At 34.5% G+C, this 19,594-nt stretch carries 14 protein-coding genes; 5 read left to right on the top strand and 9 right to left on the bottom strand.

What is annotated here, in order from left to right; genetic code table 11:
- Window positions 1-270: 270 nt before the first annotated feature.
- The 5 genes from recG to OXQ85_RS09675 form a co-directional block, all read right to left on the bottom strand.
- Window positions 271-2,355 carry an ATP-dependent DNA helicase RecG gene (recG, locus tag OXQ85_RS09695; RefSeq protein WP_267404012.1) on the bottom strand — a complete coding sequence of 695 codons (2,085 nt, stop codon included), beginning with the start codon at window positions 2,353-2,355 and terminating at the stop codon, window positions 271-273.
- Window positions 2,356-2,427: 72 nt separating this feature from the next.
- A complete protein-coding gene (locus OXQ85_RS09690) occupies window positions 2,428-2,961 on the bottom strand; it encodes a thioredoxin fold domain-containing protein (protein WP_267404011.1) in 534 nt (177 codons plus the stop codon).
- 42 nt (window positions 2,962-3,003) lie between these two features.
- Window positions 3,004-4,515, bottom strand: coding sequence for a peptide MFS transporter (locus tag OXQ85_RS09685; protein ID WP_267404010.1), 1,512 nt, complete (start codon window positions 4,513-4,515; stop codon window positions 3,004-3,006).
- 145 nt (window positions 4,516-4,660) lie between these two features.
- Window positions 4,661-6,166, bottom strand: coding sequence for a peptide MFS transporter (locus tag OXQ85_RS09680; protein WP_267404009.1), 1,506 nt, complete (start codon window positions 6,164-6,166; stop codon window positions 4,661-4,663).
- Between the two features lie 134 nt (window positions 6,167-6,300).
- Window positions 6,301-8,010 (bottom strand): peptide MFS transporter, encoded by a 1,710-nt coding sequence (locus OXQ85_RS09675; protein WP_267404008.1) that lies wholly within the window; start codon window positions 8,008-8,010, stop codon window positions 6,301-6,303.
- Between the two features lie 88 nt (window positions 8,011-8,098).
- Here OXQ85_RS09675 and OXQ85_RS09670 point away from each other — a divergent pair, with 88 nt between their 5' ends.
- Window positions 8,099-8,344: a hypothetical protein gene (locus OXQ85_RS09670; RefSeq protein WP_267404006.1), complete on the top strand. Its 246-nt coding sequence runs from the start codon at window positions 8,099-8,101 to the stop codon at window positions 8,342-8,344.
- A gap of 352 nt (window positions 8,345-8,696) precedes the next feature.
- On the opposite strand, the gene OXQ85_RS09665 is transcribed toward OXQ85_RS09670, so the two are convergent.
- The 3 genes from OXQ85_RS09665 to OXQ85_RS09655 form a co-directional block, all read right to left on the bottom strand.
- On the bottom strand, window positions 8,697-10,826 hold the full coding sequence (locus tag OXQ85_RS09665; protein WP_267404004.1) for a S9 family peptidase: 2,130 nt from the start codon (window positions 10,824-10,826) through the stop codon (window positions 8,697-8,699).
- A gap of 131 nt (window positions 10,827-10,957) precedes the next feature.
- The gene (locus OXQ85_RS09660) at window positions 10,958-12,346 is read right to left on the bottom strand and encodes a hypothetical protein (protein ID WP_267404002.1); all 1,389 of its coding nucleotides are present in this window, start codon (window positions 12,344-12,346) and stop codon (window positions 10,958-10,960) included.
- Between the two features lie 7 nt (window positions 12,347-12,353).
- Window positions 12,354-13,535, bottom strand: a complete 1,182-nt coding sequence (locus OXQ85_RS09655; protein WP_267404000.1) for a hypothetical protein — start codon at window positions 13,533-13,535, stop codon at window positions 12,354-12,356.
- A gap of 191 nt (window positions 13,536-13,726) precedes the next feature.
- On the opposite strand from OXQ85_RS09655, the gene OXQ85_RS09650 reads away from it, so the two are divergent.
- On the top strand, window positions 13,727-14,200 hold the full coding sequence (locus OXQ85_RS09650) for a hypothetical protein (RefSeq protein WP_267403998.1): 474 nt from the start codon (window positions 13,727-13,729) through the stop codon (window positions 14,198-14,200).
- 12 nt (window positions 14,201-14,212) lie between these two features.
- Complete coding sequence (locus OXQ85_RS09645) at window positions 14,213-14,398, top strand: DUF6496 domain-containing protein (RefSeq protein ID WP_267403996.1); 186 nt, start codon at window positions 14,213-14,215, stop codon at window positions 14,396-14,398.
- A 216-nt stretch (window positions 14,399-14,614) separates the two neighbouring features.
- Here the strand turns inward: OXQ85_RS09645 and glgP are convergent, their stop codons facing one another.
- Window positions 14,615-16,279 (bottom strand): alpha-glucan family phosphorylase, encoded by a 1,665-nt coding sequence (gene glgP / locus OXQ85_RS09640; protein ID WP_267403994.1) that lies wholly within the window; start codon window positions 16,277-16,279, stop codon window positions 14,615-14,617.
- Between the two features lie 190 nt (window positions 16,280-16,469).
- Between glgP and OXQ85_RS09635 the strand changes: the two genes are divergently transcribed.
- Together OXQ85_RS09635 and OXQ85_RS09630 are read left to right on the top strand one after the other, a co-directional pair.
- A complete protein-coding gene (locus tag OXQ85_RS09635; protein WP_267403992.1) occupies window positions 16,470-17,267 on the top strand; it encodes a hypothetical protein in 798 nt (265 codons plus the stop codon).
- A 155-nt stretch (window positions 17,268-17,422) separates the two neighbouring features.
- On the top strand, window positions 17,423-19,519 hold the full coding sequence (locus tag OXQ85_RS09630; RefSeq protein ID WP_267403990.1) for a gliding motility-associated C-terminal domain-containing protein: 2,097 nt from the start codon (window positions 17,423-17,425) through the stop codon (window positions 19,517-19,519).
- Window positions 19,520-19,594: the final 75 nt, after the last annotated feature.

Genomic DNA, 19,594 nt, shown 5'->3' with positions numbered 1-19,594 from the left:
GCCTTTAATGAAAGTCTCAGTTAGTTTTTATAATAATGCAAATTGGAAACATAATTCATTTTGTTTTTTTATAATTTATTTTAATAGTTGCAGCTGAAAACATCCCTCAAACCAAATTTAATATCATCACACCACACCACAAAATATTAATTTATGAAGCGAATCAACTATTAAAATAAATTTTTCATATAAACAAAAAGTAAATTTCTTCTAAATAACAGTTTTATAAGGGGGCCGCGAAAGTCATATTTTCGCGGTTTTTTTATTTCTCTAGGAAATTTTACTCCACTTATTTTTTCCGCGATAGAATCTCAGATAGTAATTTTTGATGATTTGATTGTCGGGTCTTGCCAATAAAGAATCTGCTTCCAGAATTTTTTCAACCGTTTTTTTCGTCAGTTTAATAATGGCAGCATCCTGCACCAAATCTAGCCTTTTAAAATCAACAACGCCACTTTGCTGAGTTCCCAAAATATCTCCGGGACCGCGCAATTGCATATCGACCTCAGAAATTTTAAAACCGTCGTTTGTATCAACCATGGTTTTAATACGCGTTCTGCTGTCGCTGGATAATTTGTCGGAAGTCATCAAAATACAATAGCTTTGCTCTGCGCCGCGACCCACACGACCTCGAAGCTGATGAAGCTGTGATAAGCCAAATCTTTCAGAGCTTTCAATCACCATTACTGAAGCATTGGGGACGTTTACACCCACTTCGATTACCGTTGTAGCGACCATGATTTCTGCTTTTCCGGAAGCGAAATAATTCATCGCTTCATCTTTTTCAGCAGGTTTCATTTTCCCATGAAGCATCGTTGTATTGTACTTCGAAAAATTATCCATAATATTTTCCAGTCCTTCCATTAAATTTTTATAATCTAAAGTTTCAGATTCATCAATCAATGGATAAACGAAGTAAATTTGCCTGCCTTTCTGTATTTCTTCACGACAGAAATCATAAACATAAGCCCTATCTTTTTCTCGTCTGTGAGCGGTAATAATGGGTTTTCTGCCGATCGGTAGTTCATCGATTACAGAAACATCCAAGTCAGAATAGAAGCTCATCGCTAAAGTCCTAGGAATTGGCGTTGCCGTCATCACCAAAATATGTGGCGGAATTTTATTTTTTGCCCAAAGTTTAGCGCGCTGTGCAACACCAAATCTGTGTTGCTCATCGATAATTGCTAAACCCAGATTTTTGAACTTCACTTTATCTTCTAAAACAGCGTGTGTTCCTACCAAAATAGAAAGTTCACCACTTTCTAATTCCTGATGAATAATTTTCCGTTCTGAAGTTTTGGTTGAACCTGTCAGTAAACGGATATTAATTCCGGTTCCTACCAATAAATCTTTAATCCCGTTGTAATGTTGCTGAGCCAAGATTTCCGTTGGAGCCATCAGACAACTTTGGAAGCCATTATCCATTGCAATGAGCATGGTTAATAGAGCTACCATCGTTTTTCCTGAACCTACATCACCTTGTAAAAGTCGATTCATCTGGATTGGCTTTTTCATATCCAAACGAATTTCCTTTAGCACTCTTTTTTGAGCTCCCGTAAGTTCAAATGGAAGATGATTTTCATAAAAATTATTAAAATAATCTCCAACAATCGGAAACTGATTTCCATGAGATTGCGTTTTATGATGAAGTTTTTTCAAAGCATATCCCAACTGAAAAAAGAATGATTCTTCAAACTTTAATCGATAATCAGCTTTTTCATAGTGTTCTAAATCTTTTGGAAAATGTATGTTGAGAAATGTTTGCTGTCTTGATAAAAATTTAAAATGTTTTATCATGTATTCAGGCATATTTTCTTCAATCAAACTAGGAATTTCCTTACAGACATTTCTTAAAATATTCTGGAAAAACCTTTGATTTAATCCTCTTTTAGTCAGCTTTTCAGAACTTGGATAAATAGGTTTTAAACGAACATCATTTTCCTTTTTTTCTTCAACTTCGATTTCCGGATGCGGCATTGAATATTGATTATTGAAAACATTGATCTTTCCGAAAATATAAAGCTCTTTGTTGATTGGAATTTGCTCTTTCAACCATTTTGAATACTGAAACCAAACTAGATCCATCGAACCGGTTTCATCATTAAATTTAGCAGCAAGTCTTTTTGTTTTACCCGTCTGAATTTCCTGAATATTGGTGATTTTTCCCTTCAACTGAATTTCAAGACTACTTTCCTGAAGATTGAATACTTTATGAATTTTACTTTTATCCAAATAACGGAGAGGGTAGAAGTTCAGAAGATCTTCTACATTCGAAATGCCCAAAACATTTTTGATAAGTTTGGCTTTTTCAGGACCTATGCCTTTAACGTATTCTATGGAGGTTTCTAAATTCATTGAAAAGAGCCACGAATTTCGGGAAAAAATAGAAATTAAAAAAGACTTTCAAAGCTGAAAGTCTTTATATGTTTAATCTTTTATTTTAGATTTGAATTTTTTCTGATAATCTTCCCACTGTTCACGACTTCGGATTTTTTTATATAAATCTTTGGAAATCAGTTCTAAATAAGGTTCAAGTTCTTTCGCAGACAACTCACCTTGCAAAATCGTGATCGGATCTCCTTTTTCATCCAAAAAAACAGTACTTGGAACGGCTGCAACATTCATATACTGCGTAAACTCGTGTAGAGAATTTCTTCCTTTTTTTTGTTCCGTATTTGGGTTAGAAAAAGTTCTGTCGAAGATTTCAATTGATTTTTTTTCTTCTGCATTAAATTTTACAGGATAATAATTTTGATTTAAAATATCAGCAATTACTTGGTGACCGTATGTTTTTTTATCCATGATTTTACATGGGCCGCACCAGTCTGCATAAAAATCGATCAATATTTTTTTTGGATTTTCTTTCTGAGCTTTTAAAGCCTCTTCAATGGTCATCCATTTTACCTGAGCAAAGCTAAAGCTTAAACAGAAAAGGAATATTATGCTTATAATTTTCTTCATAATTTGATATTTAAGTAAAAATAAGCATAATTTGCTTTATTTCTATTTTACCTCCTGCATTAATTTTTTCACGAACGGAGATATCAAAATTAATACCACTCCGGCAATTACCGCGTATAATCCCAATTGTTTATATCCATCGGTATAAGTGATGAGAGCATCATAGTTGGTAGAGCCTTCTTTTGCTGTGGCTAAACCTGCTCCGATGATTCCAGCAACGTATTGTCCGTATGCTGATGCTAGAAACCACATTCCCATCATCATTCCCTGAAGATTTTTCGTTGAAAGCTTTGTCATGATGGATAAACCGATAGGAGAGAGGCATAATTCCCCTAAAGTAATCACTAATAATGCAATGGTAAAGAAATTCAATGAAGTGATTCCCTGAAGGTCTGCAAAAAGTCTTGTCGCAAATAAAATATAATAACCTAATCCTAAGAAAATAAATCCTAATCCAAACTTGATGATGGTATTGGGTTCAATTTTTCTTTTATTTAACCAAATCCATAGTAAACCAATTAATGGAGCTAAGAAGATGATAAAGAATGCTCCTCCGGAATTATTTACACCGTTTGGATCTAATCCAAGAAGATCTTTATTTAAATTTTTAGCGGCAAAAATACTTAATGAACCTCCACTTTGCTCATAAATTCCCCAGAATAGAATTGAGAATAAGATGAAAACTAAAGCTGCCCACAATTTCTTACGTTCTGCCGGCGTTACTTTTGTCATTTCGTAGAATAAATAGATTAATGTTAATGGCCCGATCGTCCACATAAAATAATCTGTATATTCTGTTTTAGCAACCATCGTCATGATAATGGGAACGAAAATTAATGATAAAACATAAACTCCATATTCTTGCCATTTTGGGATTGGAGCAGATTGTACTTCATTTTTTGGATGTCCTGGCTGGAGACCAATTGAACCTAAACTTCTTTGTGTGAAAACAAAATTAATCAAACTTACAACCATTACAACAGCGGCAAACCCAAATGCCAAATGCCATCTCAATTCTTCCGGAATTTGGTTGGCAAGAAGTTCTCCTTTTCCGATGGCAATACATAAATATCCTCCAAGTAGAGCTCCAAGGTTAATTCCGGCATAGAAAAGTGAAAAACCTGCATCTGCTCTGGAATCATTTGGTTTGTAAAGCTGACCAACCATTGATGAAATATTTGGCTTGAAAAAACCTGTTCCTACTACGGTAAATGCAATTCCTAAAAAGAAATTATGATGTGGATCAGCCGCTAGAATCAAACTTCCGGCAATCATCAGAATTCCGCCCCAAAAAAGAGATTTTCTGAATCCTAAGATTTTATCTGCGAAAAGCCCACCCACAAAGGTAAAAGCGTACACAAATGCCTGTGTAGCTCCATATTGAAGATTGGCTTCTTTTTCATGGAAATCGAGTTGAGAGATCATGAAGAAAACCAGCATTCCGCGCATTCCGTAGAAACAAAAACGTTCCCACATTTCAGAGAAAAACAGGCTCCAGATTTGTTTTGGGTATTTTCCTTTGAAATTTTGTATTTCATCTAAAGTTAAGCTCATAATGTATATGATTAAGTTTTAATTAAGGTTTTTTATCCTTCATTTAATTCAAGACGCACTGCGTCACATATTGGAAGAACGTACGAAAATAAAAAAAACCTCTGACTTAGCAGAGGTTTGTATATATTATTTATTTCAGAATGTATTATTTGATACCATGCATTTTCTTCTCTAGCCATCTGCTGATAACGAAAAGAATAGCTGCAGCTACACCACACATTACTACGAATACAATGAAGAAGTCGAAAAGGTTGGTGATTTGAAATCCTAGTATAGAAGTAGTTTTTGCTGCTTCTCCATGTTCTCCTCCTCCAGGAATCAAAGCTGATAATGTTCCTGCAAATTTATTAGCTGCTGCATTGGCCAAGAACCAAGTACCCATTAATAAAGATGAAAAACGAGCCGGAGATAATTTAGAAACCATTGATAATCCAATTGGAGAAAGACAAAGCTCTCCCATTGTGTGGATTGCATATAAACCGATTAACCAGAACATTGAAACTTTATCCATCATTCCTAATCCGTAGACTGCATAAGCGATTACAGCATATCCAAAAGAAATTAATGCTAAACCATACGCCATTTTTTTAGGTGATGAAGGTTCTTTACCTCTGTTTCCTAATCTCAACCAAAATGATGAGAATAAAGGTGCTAAAAGTAAAATAGCCAAAGCATTTACAGACTGGAAGTAACTTGCGGGCATTTCCCAACCAAAAAGATTACGATTGGTTTGTCTGTCTGCAAATATTGTTAATGAAGCACCTGCCTGTTCAAAAGCACCCCAAAAGAAAATAACGAAGAATGCTAAAATGAAAATTACAAGAATTCTATCTTTTTCATCTTTCGTAAGACTTTTATCTGTAAGGACAATTAAAGGCATTACGATCATCGCACCGTAGATAAGATATCCGATAACATCTAAATCGCTGTTGAACATCGTTTTGAAGTTCATCAAGAAGAAAATCAACCCAATTGAACCTAAAACCATTCCTATTTGAGCAATACCAAATTTGTTTCTTGGCATACCGATAGGCTGATTTTCAGAATCTACCAATACTTTATTTTTCTGAGTGATGAATGTAACTAAACCAATAAGCATACCTACCCCTGCTGCTAAGAATCCCCATTTAAAATCTACTTTCTCTGCTAGCGTACCACAAATAAGAGGTGACATAAATGCTCCTAAATTGATACCCATGTAAAAAATAGTAAATGCCGAATCTACTCTTCTGTCTCCCTTAGGATAAAGCTGACCAACCATTGTTGAAATATTTGGCTTGAAGAATCCGTTACCGATAATCAGCATTGTAAGACCCATCCACATTAATGTTACAGCACTTGCGCCTGTAGTAGAAGCACTAAAAAACAAGATGAATTGCCCAATTGCCATTAATAACCCTCCAATTTCTATACTTCTTCTGTTTCCTAAAAAACGGTCTGCTAAATATCCACCTAAAAGCGGTGTAAGATATACTAACCCTGTATAGCTACCATAAATTTCCGACGCATTGGCATCATCCATAAGGAGTATTTTTGTCATATAAAGTACAAAAATAGCACGCATTCCATAGTAGGAAAAACGTTCCCACATTTCTGTCATAAACAGAAGATAGAGACCTTTAGGATGTCCTTTCTGTTGAGCTGTATCCATATTTCTTGTTAAATTTTTGTTAAGACTGACAAATATAGTTTTTTTTGTGTTTTCGGCAAGGTTTTAATTTTATAATTAAATAAAAAAGCTGCAGAATGATTCTACAGCTTGATTTTCTTTATTATAAATAAGGATTAATGTCCTTTTTCTTTCATGATCTTGTTTAATCTTTTCAACATAGAAACTCCTAAAAGTGTAGCAAATATCAGCAATCCGAAGTTCACAAGGAAATAATTCATTTTATTATCGTAATTATACCAAGTACTCGCTAAAATTCCGGAAAGTTTGTTTCCGACTGAGTTGGCAAGGAAGAAACCACCCATCATTAACGCGGTAATTCTTGCAGGGGAAAGTTTTGAAACAAATGACAATCCCATTGGTGAAAGACAAAGTTCACCCACCGTAATGACTCCATAACTTGCCACTAACCACCAAGGCGAAACTTTTACAGCTCCGTTATCTCCGGCCCAAACTGCTAAAACCATTACCAAACATGATAATCCTGAAATGAAAAGTCCCAAAACAATTTTTGTTGGCGTTAAAGGTTCTTTTCCTTTTCTTCTTAACAAAGCCCAGAATCCTACGACAACCGGCGTTAAAGCAATTACCCAAAACGGATTAATCGATTGGAATAATTCTGTATTGTATAAATAGGTTTTCGTTTCCGGATTTTTCTCTAAAACAGCACGTTGTTCAGGAGAAATATTTTTAAAATAAACATCTTTTCCTTGTACTTTGATGGTATTTCCGTCTTTATCTTTTTGAGACTGGAATTGATTATCATAAACAGGAACTTCTTTGTTTTCATAGCTTTTTCCGTCAACCATATAAATGCCTTCCAATGGTTTTTCCATGGATGCAGGAACACTTCTGTCGGTGTAATAATTTGCCCATCGCGTTAAAGCCGTTCCGTTTTGTTTGAAAACTGCCCAGAAAAACATACTGATTAAGAAAACCGATAACAAAGCTCCAATCGAAGATTTTTCTTCCGGTTTTGCTTTAAAATAAAGAGAAGCATAAAAGTAAATAACAGGAACACATGCAAAAATAAAGGCATCTGTATTATTACTTCCGAAAATATTGGCAGGATTACTGAATATTTCCAGATAATTATTCATGTTTATAAGTTGTTCATATGGAACATAACACCAACCAATTACCCCGGCAATAATTGCTGGTAAGAAAACTTTCAACATAATTTCAGAAAGCTTTGTATCGCCTTCCTGAACGGGTTTCATTTGAGCAGCGTGGATATAATGTTTTCTACCAATTGTAAAAATCACCATACCAATTAACATTCCGACTCCGGCAGTAATGAAAGCTTCACCCCAACCGAATTTATTTCGCATAAATGCTGCGATAATGTTGCAAATAAACGCTCCGATATTGATTCCCATGTAAAAAATATTGTACCCGGAATCTTTATTGGCTTTGTAAGGTTCTTCGGAATATAAATTTCCAAGTAATGTGGAAATTGTAGGTTTAAAGAAACCGTTTCCGATGATAATTAAGGCTAATGAAGAATAAAATAAGGTCAGATCTTTGAAAACACCCATCCCGATATATCCGGCAGCCATTAAAATTCCTCCCAAATAGATCGATTTGATATAACCTAAAACTCTGTCTGCTAAAAATCCGCCGATGAAAGGTGTCAAATAAGTCAAAGCGATATAGGTTCCGAAAATGTCGTCGGCAGTTTTGTCGGGAAGTCCGAGACCTCCTTTTAAACCCGTGGGTTCAATCACATACAACACAAAAATTCCGAGAATAAGATAGTACCCGAAACGTTCCCACATTTCCGTAAAGAAGAGGAAAGGCAATCCCTTAGGATGTTTAGTCTTCATAGTTGATAAATTTCAAATTTCACAAATATAGAATTTTAAAAATAATAATCGAATTTTATTAACTTTGGATAAAATAAAGATGAAGAAAATGGAAATTACGTTACAAGATTTAGAAAACAATATTAGAACACTTCCTGAAAATTTTTACGAGGAAGTAAATGATTTTATTGATTTTTTGAAACATAAACATATTAAAGTAAAGGAAACTGATATTCCAGAATGGCAAAAAGAAGAAGTAAGAAGAAGGATAAAATATTCTCAGGATAATCCTCAAAGTTTTGTTTCAGAATCTGATATGGATGACTATTTAAATGATTTAGAAAGTGGAGATTAAGTTAATTTATAGTCCTTTTGTAAAACAAGATTTGAAAGAAATTAATGATTGGTACAAGAAAATTAATAAAAAACTATGGATTAATTTTATGAAAGAATTTCGCTCCAAAATCAATTTCATTAAAGAAAATCCTTTATCTTTTGAATTCAAATATGATCATAATCGAATCGTTTTTCTCAAGAAATTTCCCTACCGAATCCACTATTCGTACAACGTAGAAGAAAATATAATTGAAATATATTCTATTTTCCACACGTCAAGAGATCCTGAACAATGGAAAGAAAGAAAATAAAAACTCCGAATCTTAAAAAGAGATTCGGAGTTTTTTTATCATTAAATTTCAGATCAATTCTTACAAATTCTCCAAAATAAAATCAGTCATTTTCTGATACAGTTGCGGTCTTGTTTGTCCACCGTAAATTCCGTGGTTTTTATCAGGATACGCCATGAAATCAAACTGTTTTTTGTTTTGAATTAAAGCTTCTGAAAATTCCATAGAATTTTGGAAATGTACATTATCATCCGCAGTTCCGTGGATTAGCAAGAATTTTCCTTTCAATAAATTCGCATATTCAGTCGGTGAATTTTTATCGTATCCATCAGGATTTTCCTGTGGAGTTCTTAAAAATCTTTCTGTATACACTGAGTCATAATACCTCCAGTTCGTAACCGGCGCGACAGCGATTCCCATTTTAAAAACATCCGCACCTTTGGTCATTGCCAAACTCGTCATATAACCTCCGAAGCTCCAACCGAACATTCCGATTCTTGATTTGTCGATATACGATTGATTTCCAAACCATTTTGCTGCTGTAATCTGGTCTTCAATTTCGTATTTTCCTAAATTCATGTACGTTACTTTTTTGAATTTAGCGCCTTTGTAACCCGTTCCACGTCCATCGACACAAGCTACGATATAACCTTTTTGAGCCAACATTTCAAACCAAATCCCGTTTCCGTTATCCCAAGAGTTGGCAACTTGCTGAGATCCCGGACCAGAATATTGGAACATGAACAATGGATATTTCTTGTTTTTATCAAAGTTTTTAGGCTTGATAATCCATGCATTCATTTGATCTCCAGCGTCGTTTGGAATCGTGATGAATTCTTTTTCTGTGAAATTATCCGATTTTAATTTTTGAAGCTGATCATTATTATTCTGAAGCTCTTTTACCGTTTTGCCGTTTCCGTCTTTTAAAACGAAAGTATAAGGTTTTGCAGCGGTAGAAGAAGTTTCGATGAAATAATTGTAGTTTTTACTGAAATTAGCAGAATTATTTCCTTCCGCGTTAGAAATCAACTGAGTTTTTCCACTTTCGATATTTACTTTGGAAACTACTTTGTTGATGCTTCCTTTTTCAGTGGTCTGAACGTAGATTTCTTTCGATTTAGGATTAAATCCGTAATAATCGGTTACTTCCCAATTTCCTTTTGTTACTTGTTTTTTTAGCTTCCCATCTTGGTCATACCAATATAGATGACGGTTTCCATCTCTTTCAGAGCCCCAAAGAAAGCTGTTGTCATCTAAAAATTCTAAGGTAACATTATCTGTATCAATCCATTTTTCATCGGTTTCTGTGAACAATTTTTTTACTTCACCAGTTTTCGTATTTACTTTCAATACATCAGACGCGTTTTGTGTTCTCTGAGAAGTAATCAACACAATTTCGTCAGGTTTTGAAGTCTGAATAACATTCGGAATGTAATAATTTTTAAAATTATCCAAATTTACTTTCGTTTTCTTGCCGCCATCCAAAAGGTAAATATGTGCTGAAACTACAGAGTTTTTTTCTCCCGCTTTAGGATATTTGTAACGCATTTCTGTTGGATAAAGCGTTTTTCCGTAGATTGGAATATAAATTTCCGGAACATCTGTTTCGACAGATTTCACAAAAACAATCGCATTAGAGTTTTTCGTCCATTCATACAATCTTGCGTGCCCGAATTCTTCTTCATAAACCCAATCTGCAAGACCGTTCAATACTTTATTTTTAACACCGTGCTCTGTAACCTGTGTGATTTTTCCTGAGTTTAAATCCTGATAAAAAATATTATTATCAACAATAAAAGCCACTTTGGTTGCATCTGGAGAAAATCTTGGCTCCTGAACAGGTTTTCCGTCATTTAACGAAAGCGTTTTCCCAGATTTCAGATCTTTAACATCAAAAACACCTAAAAAAGAATGTCTGTAAATCGGCTGGCTGCCTTTTAGTAAAAGAATTTTAGACTCATCATCCGAAAATTCATAGCTTTCAAATTGTCCGTCTACAATATTTCCTTCTTTTTGAGAGGTTTTGTAAGAATATTTTGCAATTCCTGTCGGTTCAATTACTAAATAATTTTCGCCGTTTTTCATGGATGTTATTCCGGCAATGCCTTTTCCACGGTAATATCCTGAATATATTTTATCTAAAGTGATTTCCTGTGCAGACCAACTTTGAAATGCAGCAGCAACGGTAAGCGTTAGTAAGAATTTTTTCATTTCTAATTTTAAAGAATTCAAATATATAAAATATTTAAATCTTACAGATGAAGTTTAGGATTTGGTGAATTATTTAAAACAAAAAAGTTGACATATCTGCCAACTTTTCGCTTATATATCAATAAAAATGATTAATTCTGCCAACCATAAAGGCTTTGGGTAAGCAATTTATTTTCGCCTAATTTTCGTAAGAAAATCACACGATCAGATTGTGGAATGTACTTCACCGAAGTGAAAATAGGTTGCCCATACTTTGCTTCAGTGCTCGTGTATCTGTTTTGGAATTCTACAAATTTACTTGGATCTGTATGATCGCTTCCAACTTTATAAGGTGTGAAACCATAGCTGTCTGTGAAGAAATAATTCGTATTTTCTTTAGTGAAAAATCCTATATCTCCTCTTTTTTGAGTAGAAGTTGTACTTGCAGTTCCTTCAGATTTTATGGTAAACCATTTACCCGGACCATAAGAATAAATAGGATCTGGGAAACGATTAGCTGGCGTTGACGGCGGTAATGTTTTATTGACGTTAAATCCATATAAAAATGCTTTTCCGTCCACGACTTGAACCAAAGGAATATCTACTCCCGACATATTAGTATTTGATCTGAAATCTGAAACCTCGCTCATCGTAATATTTCCGTTTTGAAGATTGATGAATGCCATATCTCCAAAATTACTTTGATTGATTCTCACTCCCGTAAAATATCCGAAAGAAACCAAATAATCCTGATCATTAATAGAAACAGGGGTTAAAGTTTTTAAGATTAATTTATCCTTCAAAGCAATATCCTGATCACCTTGAGCTGAAACGTAAATCAATTTTGATGATTCTTTCCAACCGGTTGATTTTCTTAAGATTAAAACTCTTCCGGAATTCGTAACCGCGGCATCTGCTTCAAAATAATCTGTATCCAACGTGATTTCTTTATCCCACTTTTTGGTAAGTGTAGAAAGATCAATCACAATATTATCAATCGTATTTGCTGTTTTTTTAGAAACCGATCTGTCGTTTACAATCGCCACATATTTTCCGTTTTCTGAAAATCGAAGATAAGTGGTTCCCATTTTCAAGCCGCCTTCTGTGAAAAGTTTGGCAACGCTTGTTGTGGTGTAGTTTCCATCTTTTTTATTGAAAACATGCTGGAAAATTTCTTTTCTGTTAACCTTTGTTTCCAATTCTTCAGTAAAGATCACAAATTGGTCTTTGCTGATTTCAATTGAACCCAAATAATTATGCAAAACGCCGTTGGTTTTGTTGGCGTAATCTTTAATATAAGTATCGATCAAATTTCCGTTTTGATCCAGCTTTCTCATTAAGATTTTCTTGTGAGGATAAGTGCTGTAGCCGTCTTCATTAATATCACTGAAAACATATTGATTATAGTCGTCTGCCAGTACAAGTTTAATGTCTTTTTCGTATTTAGAATTAAACTCGAAAGCGTCTCCGTAAACGTTTTTTTTCTGCCCGAAAGCAACTGCGCTCATCAAAACCAGCGAAGTAATTATTGTTTTTTTCATGGTTGTATTAGTTATATATTTGTTGCTCAAGGCCTTTTAATTCGTTGTTTTGATCCCAGGATAATTTCATGTCTACCAAATGCTCCTGCATATCATTTAACGATTTTTCTGCTTCAGATTTTCTTCCCAAAGCTAGATTCAGACGAATAAGATTCATATAAAGATAAGCGGCAATTTTGGCATTGTATGGCGCTTTTTTATCATCATAATTGATTTTTTTCAATGCATCTTTCCAAATGGTAATTCCTTTATCCATGTTCTCCAACGCTGTTTTGTTGGGAGCATAGTCAGGTCTTGCCTGCATTTTTTTCAGGTTGGTGGTTACATAAATAGATGCTTTCTCCAAATCATCATATTCACCCTTATTTTTTACCGTTTCTAATTTTATGGTTGAACTGTATTTCGCAAAAGCATAATTATCCGCTAAAATTTCATTGATTTTATTGATGACTTTTTGCAGATACATTTTTTCATGAGAACTTAAATTGATCTCATTGGTTGGCGAAGATGCAATTTCCTGAAAATCTGTGAATAACGTTTTGTCAATTTTTACCACGCCGTTTTGCTTAACGACCAATTTTGTTGGCTGATTGGCAAAAGATTTTCCTGCATTATCTTGAAAATTAGTTCTTTCCATATCAACCGTGATTTCGATGGCATTTCCTTTTGTAAAACCTTCGATACCAACTTGGGAAGCCAAAACTTTATTATCAACAATTAAAGCATTTCTAAGATCCGGTTCTGTGTAAACGGGCTTTGCAGGAACGTTCAACTGTGGTCTTGAAGGAAGTCTTAAAACCGGCGGCATAGCGTTCATCGCAATTTTTTCAACGGCTTTTAATTTATTGTATTGCTCAGATTCTGTTTTGTATTTTTCCTGAAGTTTTTTTACTTCGGCATCGTAATCTTTTAATCTTTCTGCGTGCTCTGCTTTTGCATCAACCACACTTTGATCGTAGTTATCTACACGTTTTTGAAAATCTTCTTTTGCCTGTTTCGTAACGTCTTCTTTGGTGATATTGTAAGGCGAATTTACCGTTACAGAAAAATTTCTGTTTTGGGCATCTACAGGATTTAAAGGTTCTCTTAGTAATTGAAATGTTACATTCTCAGCGTCTATTCTCTGAGCCTGAACAAATGCAAGGCTACCCGCTGTGAGCAGCATTGAAAAGATAAAATTGAGTTTCATGTCTTAAATTTAGTTTGCAAATGTAGTTTTTTTAATAATGTGTAAAATATTAATTGCCAAAAATATATAATTAGAATGTTATTCTTAGTATTAAGTTTTATTATTGATACCATACACTAATATTTCTTTTACTAAAGGGTTTGGCAGAAAAATTGAATATGATTAAAGTATAATCAAATCAAGTAATAATTATGGAAACGAATGCTTTTAACCAAAAACTAAACCGTTATGACTTTAATGACCAGATCATATATACAGGTTTTTCAGGTTTCAAAGATGCTGAAGCATGTGCACAGAGCAAAGGTGGTACTTTGGTGGAAGTGGGTTTTAAGGATGGCAACGATAACCCGGTAATAACAGATGAAGCAGGCTTAATAGAGAAAAAACTCCATTATTTTGTGGATGCGGGAGAAGAATATAAATTTATCCATTCATCAGATCCAGGTTTCAGAAAATATGCTGACGAACTTCAAAAAATTAAGGCTAAACTACAGCAGTCACCACCTGACGAAAGATATTTAGCTAACTTCGAAATCGAAAATGCAGAAGATCCGATTATTGTGATTAAAAATGATCACTTTGAGTCGGTAACTTCAAGAGAAAGATCCAAATACCTAAAGCATGCTCACGTTTATGAAATCGGAGTGGCTTTACCTAAATCTTAAAATAGTAATATCATGAGCAAGACAAAATATTCAGACAAAGCTCAAGACAAAATAGGAAAAGTAATGCACGAATTTAAGGAAGGAAAGTTGAAATCTTCTTCCGGACAAAAAGTGACCGACAGAAAACAGGCAATCGCCATCGGAATTTCCGAGGCCAAAGAGGCTGGTTTGAAAGTTCCTAAAAAGAAAAAAGATTAGTTTTAAAATAAAAACGGTTTGTAAATTTTACAAACCGTTTTTTACTTATTTTTAAAAGGAAATTTTAATTTTTTAAACCATTAAGGTTTCATTTAAGAAATTAAGTTTAATTAAGATAGTCGTTTGATTAAAAAACTTAAATATAGTAAGCTTAATAACTCTTAACAACTTAATTTTTCTTAATGGTTAAAGATATTTTTTAACCTTCTTTGCAGGTTATCCTTTATAATTATACAAAATTCTGTAATATTCATCTGCCATTCTATCACTGTTAAACTGATCTTTCACATCGTTCATAGAATTATGCTGAATTTTTCTCCATGCATCCGGCTTGTCGTAATATGTTGGAAGAATTTCGTTTTCAAGGATTTCATATAATTTGTTTAAATCATAATTATCCTGCTCGTAAATGCTCATATTCATGTAATCTGCCTTCGGAACTACGAAAGAATTTTCGCCATGTTTCGCAAACTCAGGAATCCAGCCGTCGTCTGTAGAAAGGTTGATCGATCCGTTCATGGAAGCCGTCATTCCAGATGTTCCCGAAGCTTCTCTCGGAACTCTCGGATTGTTTAGCCAAAGATCAGAACCTTGCTTCAAAGATTTACTTAATGACAATTCGTAACCTGTAAGAACCGCCATATTTTTATGATTTTTACTTTCTTCAACCAAAGAATTGAAGGTAGAAATCGCAGAATAATCCATCGGGTAAGGTTTTCCAGCCCAAATAATCTGCACCGGATATTTCGGATTATTTAAAAGTCTGTAAAATCTGTCTTTATCGTGTAAAAGAAGGTCGGCACGTTTGTAACCTGCAAATCTTCTCGCCCAAACGATAGTGAAAACATTCGGATTAAATAAATTCCCTGTCTGGTCGGCAACAATTTTAAATAATCTTTTCTTTAAATGTTTTTTACGATAATCAAATAAGGTATCGTTACGCTCATCTTTTGCATTGTAAAGCGGTTTGTCTGCCCAATATTTAAATTCCTGAGCGTTGGTAATCGAAGTAATTTCACAAATTCCTGAATATTTACTCCACATTGCTCTTGAAACTACGCCATGAAGCTGAGAAACACCGTTTGCCACTCTCGCCATTTTCAAAGCACAAAGGGAATGGTTGAAACGATCATCATCAGAACCTTCAATGCTTTTCACGTCTTCCATGCTGAAGCCTGAAAAATAAGACATATCATAACATAATTTGAAATTATGCTTCTCATTTCCGGCTTCTTCAGGAGTGTGTGTGGTGAAAACCAGTTTTTCTTTAACCTTATTTAAATCACCATTATATTTTTTCAACAAATGGAAAGCAGCAGGAAGTCCATGAGCTTCGTTCAAATGATAAACATCTCTTTCAATGTTCATTTCGTCCAATAATTTCGCACCACCTTTTCCTAATAAAATGTATTGCGCCAGTTTTGTAGATTCGTTTGCATCATACAATTTATGACAAATAGTTTTTGAAATGTGATCATTTTCAGGAACATCCGTGGATAGGAAAAACATCGGAGCTGTATTGAACGTTTCAGGATCAAGATACCAAACCTTCACCCAAACTGGTGCGCTGTGAATTTCGATCTGAAATTTAATGCCAGTATCTTCCAGAAAACTGTACATTTTTTTCGTCCAGGTTGGTTGCAGGGTTTGATCGTGATTTCTCGCCTGATCATAGTATCCGAATTTCCAAAGAATCCCGATTCCTACAAGGTCTTGTTTAAGATTGTAAGCACTTCTCATGTGAGAACCTGCCAAAAATCCCAACCCTCCAGAATATATTTTTAGCACCTGCTCAATGGCAAATTCCATTGAAAAATAGGCTACTTTTTTAGAGTATTGTGGATTAACACTATACGGTATTTTAAAATTTTTAAAATCCATAAATCACAGTTTTATATTTGAAGCGCAAAGGTATTGATTATGAAAATAAACTCTATGTTAATTAACTGATAAATTAATTTTAAATACAAGGGTTGCATAGTTTTTTTTACTAACTTTAAACTATAAATTTTTGATAATCAAAAGAAACCGAGGGTTTCGTGTGTCTCAACAACCATTAAAAGATAAGCACATGAAAAAGGCATTTTCCGATGAAGATTTGATCAAGAATCTGAGCTTATATTATCTCAATCGACATTTGAAAAAGAAGCCGATTGAAAAGTATCACCGCAAAATAGATGAATCTCCGCTTCACGACCGTGAAAAGTATAAAAAGAAATCTGAAATTTTGCTGCTGAATTCTTTTATGCATCATTTTCCCGAAGTTCAGTTTGAAAACCTTACCTGCGAGAGTCCAGACTTTATCGCCAAATTCAACGACAAAAAAATAGGAATTGAATTGACTGAGGTGATCAATCATCTTGAAATGAAAAAGATGGAAAGCAATTTAAACAAGATTTTCCGTCAGGCAGAAATATTATTGGAACAAGAAGACACTACGAAATATCGTGGTGTTTATTTTTTAGAATTTTATCCTAATCTTAAATTTGAAAATCTTGAACTGCAACAGGAAATCATTCATTTTATTTATAAAAGTATTAAAAAAGGAAAGCCTGTTGGTTGTGTAAAAAGTTTGCGAAAATCTTTTCATCGTAGAAATGTTTTCATTACTCACGAATATAATATGAATCTTTTTGATGAGCTGTGTTCAGAGAAAATTTTAGAATTAATAGAAAAAAAGAACGAGAAATTTCCTTATTATGATACCTCGGTTGATGAATGTTGGCTGGTGATTGTTTCTGATATGAATTCGCTTGCTTCACGGTATACTTTTATTCAGGATAAAGAACATTTGCATGAAGTGAAAAGTCCGTTTCATAAGATTTTTCATTTAGAAAATCTTTGCGGAAATATCACAAGTATAAAGTAATTGTTGTTGTTTCGATTTTTAATTTGAGTTAATTTTTAATATTTCGCATATAAATATGTAATTTTTTTAAATATTGTTATTATTGATTGAAAAAATGCTTATATTTGATATACACCATTTTACATTGGCACTAATAATCCTGAAAAAAATTATATATGAAAAAAATTCTACTCGTTTTATTTGTATGTATTTCTCAAATATTTTTTTCACAAGCAGATTGTTCAACCGCGTTATCGGTTTGTGGAAATTCTAGCATTACGTATTCTCCCACGGGAATTGGTAATGAGAATGAAAGTCTGGGAGGTTGTCTTACCTCTGGCGAGCACAATTCAATTTGGTATAAACTTACTATTGCCACTGCGGGAACGCTTACTTTTGATCTTATCCCGAATGATCCTGATGCAGATTACGACTGGGCAATTTATGGCCCGAATGTAACCTGTGGAAGTTTGGGATCGCCAATTCGCTGTAACGCAGCAACCACACAATTGGTTGGCGGCAACACGGGGATGAATATGACAAGCACCATTATCAGTGCGGCAGGAGGTTCTTATACACCGTATTGCCAATATATGGATGTTTTACCGGGACAAACCTATTATTTATATATTGATAACTGGGTAGGAGCGGGAAGTACTACTGTTGCTCCTTTTTCTTTAACTTGGGGCGGAACGGCAACCTTAGCTTCACCATTTACAGACCCTGCATTGCAGCCACATCCTTTTAACCCACCGGGAAGTCCGGCGGCTAATCCTGCAGATCCTAGAGAGATTATTATTTGCAATACACCTGCTATTTTTGATTTCAGCACTTTAACTGCAGGAATTTTAAACGGAAATCCGAATTTCTTTGTGACGTATCACACCACGCAGAATGATGCTTTGGTGGGATTAAGTCCTATTTTGGCTCCGATTACGGTCAGTACAACAGCAACGTATTATTACAGTATTCATTATGAAGATCCTGCGAATCCCAATAATCCTATTAATTCTTGCCGACAAGTTGGAACTTTTAAATTTAAACAAGGAAATATCAGCGGTACGAATGTGACGATATTTAGCTGTAACAATAACAATGCGGGGACGGCTAGCTTTGATCTGACTGCGGCTGGTGTTTTTGGAGATCCTACCGCAATAAAAAAATATTACCCTACATTGGCTAATCTGAATGCAGGAACCAATGAAATTCTAAATCCTGCAGCGTATGTTTCTGCAGAAGGAACGGTTTATGTAAAAATAACCTCGCAATTCGGATGTGTTGCTGACGCGGTGATAACATTGAAATTTCATCCCATTGTTGTAGTAAATGATGCGGTTTTAAGAACGTGTTTCCTGGAAAGAGATCCTTTAACTGCGGCATTCAATCTTACGGTGGCGGCAGTTACTTCACAAACAGGAATTGTTAAGTCGTATTACCCTTCATTAACAGACGCGATCAACTCTACAAATCCTATTATAACGCCAACAGCGTATATTTCTCCAACTGGATTTGCCTATATTAAAGTTACCAATTCTCAAGGATGTTATGCGATTGCAAAAGTTGGATTAGAAGTAATTCCTCCTGTTTTTTCTTCAGAATTAAAAGATAAAACGATTTGTATTGAAGATACCACAACATTGGATGCTGGTTCTGGTTTCGGCGGATATGAGTGGAGTACGGGAGCAACAACCCAATCAATTGCTAATATTGGAGTTGGATCGTATTGGGTAAAACTGAAAACGGGAGATTGTATTACGACACAATATGTAAAAGTGATTCCGTCGGATCAACCTGTTATTTCTTCCATTGATATTTCAACACATATTGTAACGATCAATGTTGTAGGCGGTAAACCACCTTACAAGTATTCGATGGATAATGTCAATTGGCAGGATTCAAATGTGTTTAATAATGTTTCAAGAGGTGATCACACTGTTTTTGTAAAAGATGCGTATGACTGTGATCCTGTGGATGTCGCAATTGTTGTTCCTAATCTTACAAATGTTATCACACCCAATGGAGACGGAATTAATGATGTGATCGATTATACGGCACTGGCAAACAAACAAAATTTAATTTTCAATATTTTCGACCGCTACGGAAATAAAGTTTTCCAGGCTGACAGATTCAATAATTATACATGGGACGGAACCATCGGTGGTAAAAAAGTTTCCACAGGAACGTATTGGTACTCCGTAACATGGAATGAAAATAATAAAAAGAACACCCCAATTAAATATTCAGGTTGGGTAATGGTAAAAAACAGGGATTAAACTCATTTTTAAAATAAAACTAGGTCAACCGTCACGAAAGTGGCGGTTTTTGTGATTATTAAACATAAAATCTTA

This window comes from Chryseobacterium sp. GM_Chr_2 (assembly GCF_026540445.1).
GTDB lineage: Bacteria > Bacteroidota > Bacteroidia > Flavobacteriales > Weeksellaceae > Chryseobacterium.
This window is presented reverse-complemented; position numbering and strand designations above follow the sequence as displayed.

Bases quoted from the DNA above. Each gene is read 5' to 3' on its own strand.
- OXQ85_RS09660 (WP_267404002.1), bottom strand. From the start codon at position 12,346: ATGAAAAAAACAATAATTACTTCGCTGGTTTTGATGAGCGCAGTTGCT.
- OXQ85_RS09630 (WP_267403990.1), top strand. From the start codon at position 17,423: ATGAAAAAAATTCTACTCGTTTTATTTGTATGTATTTCTCAAATATTT.
- OXQ85_RS09670 (WP_267404006.1), top strand. From the start codon at position 8,099: ATGGAAATTACGTTACAAGATTTAGAAAACAATATTAGAACACTTCCT.
- OXQ85_RS09655 (WP_267404000.1), bottom strand. From the start codon at position 13,535: ATGAAACTCAATTTTATCTTTTCAATGCTGCTCACAGCGGGTAGCCTT.
- OXQ85_RS09635 (WP_267403992.1), top strand. From the start codon at position 16,470: ATGAAAAAGGCATTTTCCGATGAAGATTTGATCAAGAATCTGAGCTTA.
- recG (WP_267404012.1), bottom strand. From the start codon at position 2,355: ATGAATTTAGAAACCTCCATAGAATACGTTAAAGGCATAGGTCCTGAA.
- OXQ85_RS09690 (WP_267404011.1), bottom strand. From the start codon at position 2,961: ATGAAGAAAATTATAAGCATAATATTCCTTTTCTGTTTAAGCTTTAGC.
- OXQ85_RS09645 (WP_267403996.1), top strand. From the start codon at position 14,213: ATGAGCAAGACAAAATATTCAGACAAAGCTCAAGACAAAATAGGAAAA.
- OXQ85_RS09665 (WP_267404004.1), bottom strand. From the start codon at position 10,826: ATGAAAAAATTCTTACTAACGCTTACCGTTGCTGCTGCATTTCAAAGT.
- OXQ85_RS09675 (WP_267404008.1), bottom strand. From the start codon at position 8,010: ATGAAGACTAAACATCCTAAGGGATTGCCTTTCCTCTTCTTTACGGAA.
- OXQ85_RS09685 (WP_267404010.1), bottom strand. From the start codon at position 4,515: ATGAGCTTAACTTTAGATGAAATACAAAATTTCAAAGGAAAATACCCA.
- glgP (WP_267403994.1), bottom strand. From the start codon at position 16,279: ATGGATTTTAAAAATTTTAAAATACCGTATAGTGTTAATCCACAATAC.
- OXQ85_RS09650 (WP_267403998.1), top strand. From the start codon at position 13,727: ATGGAAACGAATGCTTTTAACCAAAAACTAAACCGTTATGACTTTAAT.
- OXQ85_RS09680 (WP_267404009.1), bottom strand. From the start codon at position 6,166: ATGGATACAGCTCAACAGAAAGGACATCCTAAAGGTCTCTATCTTCTG.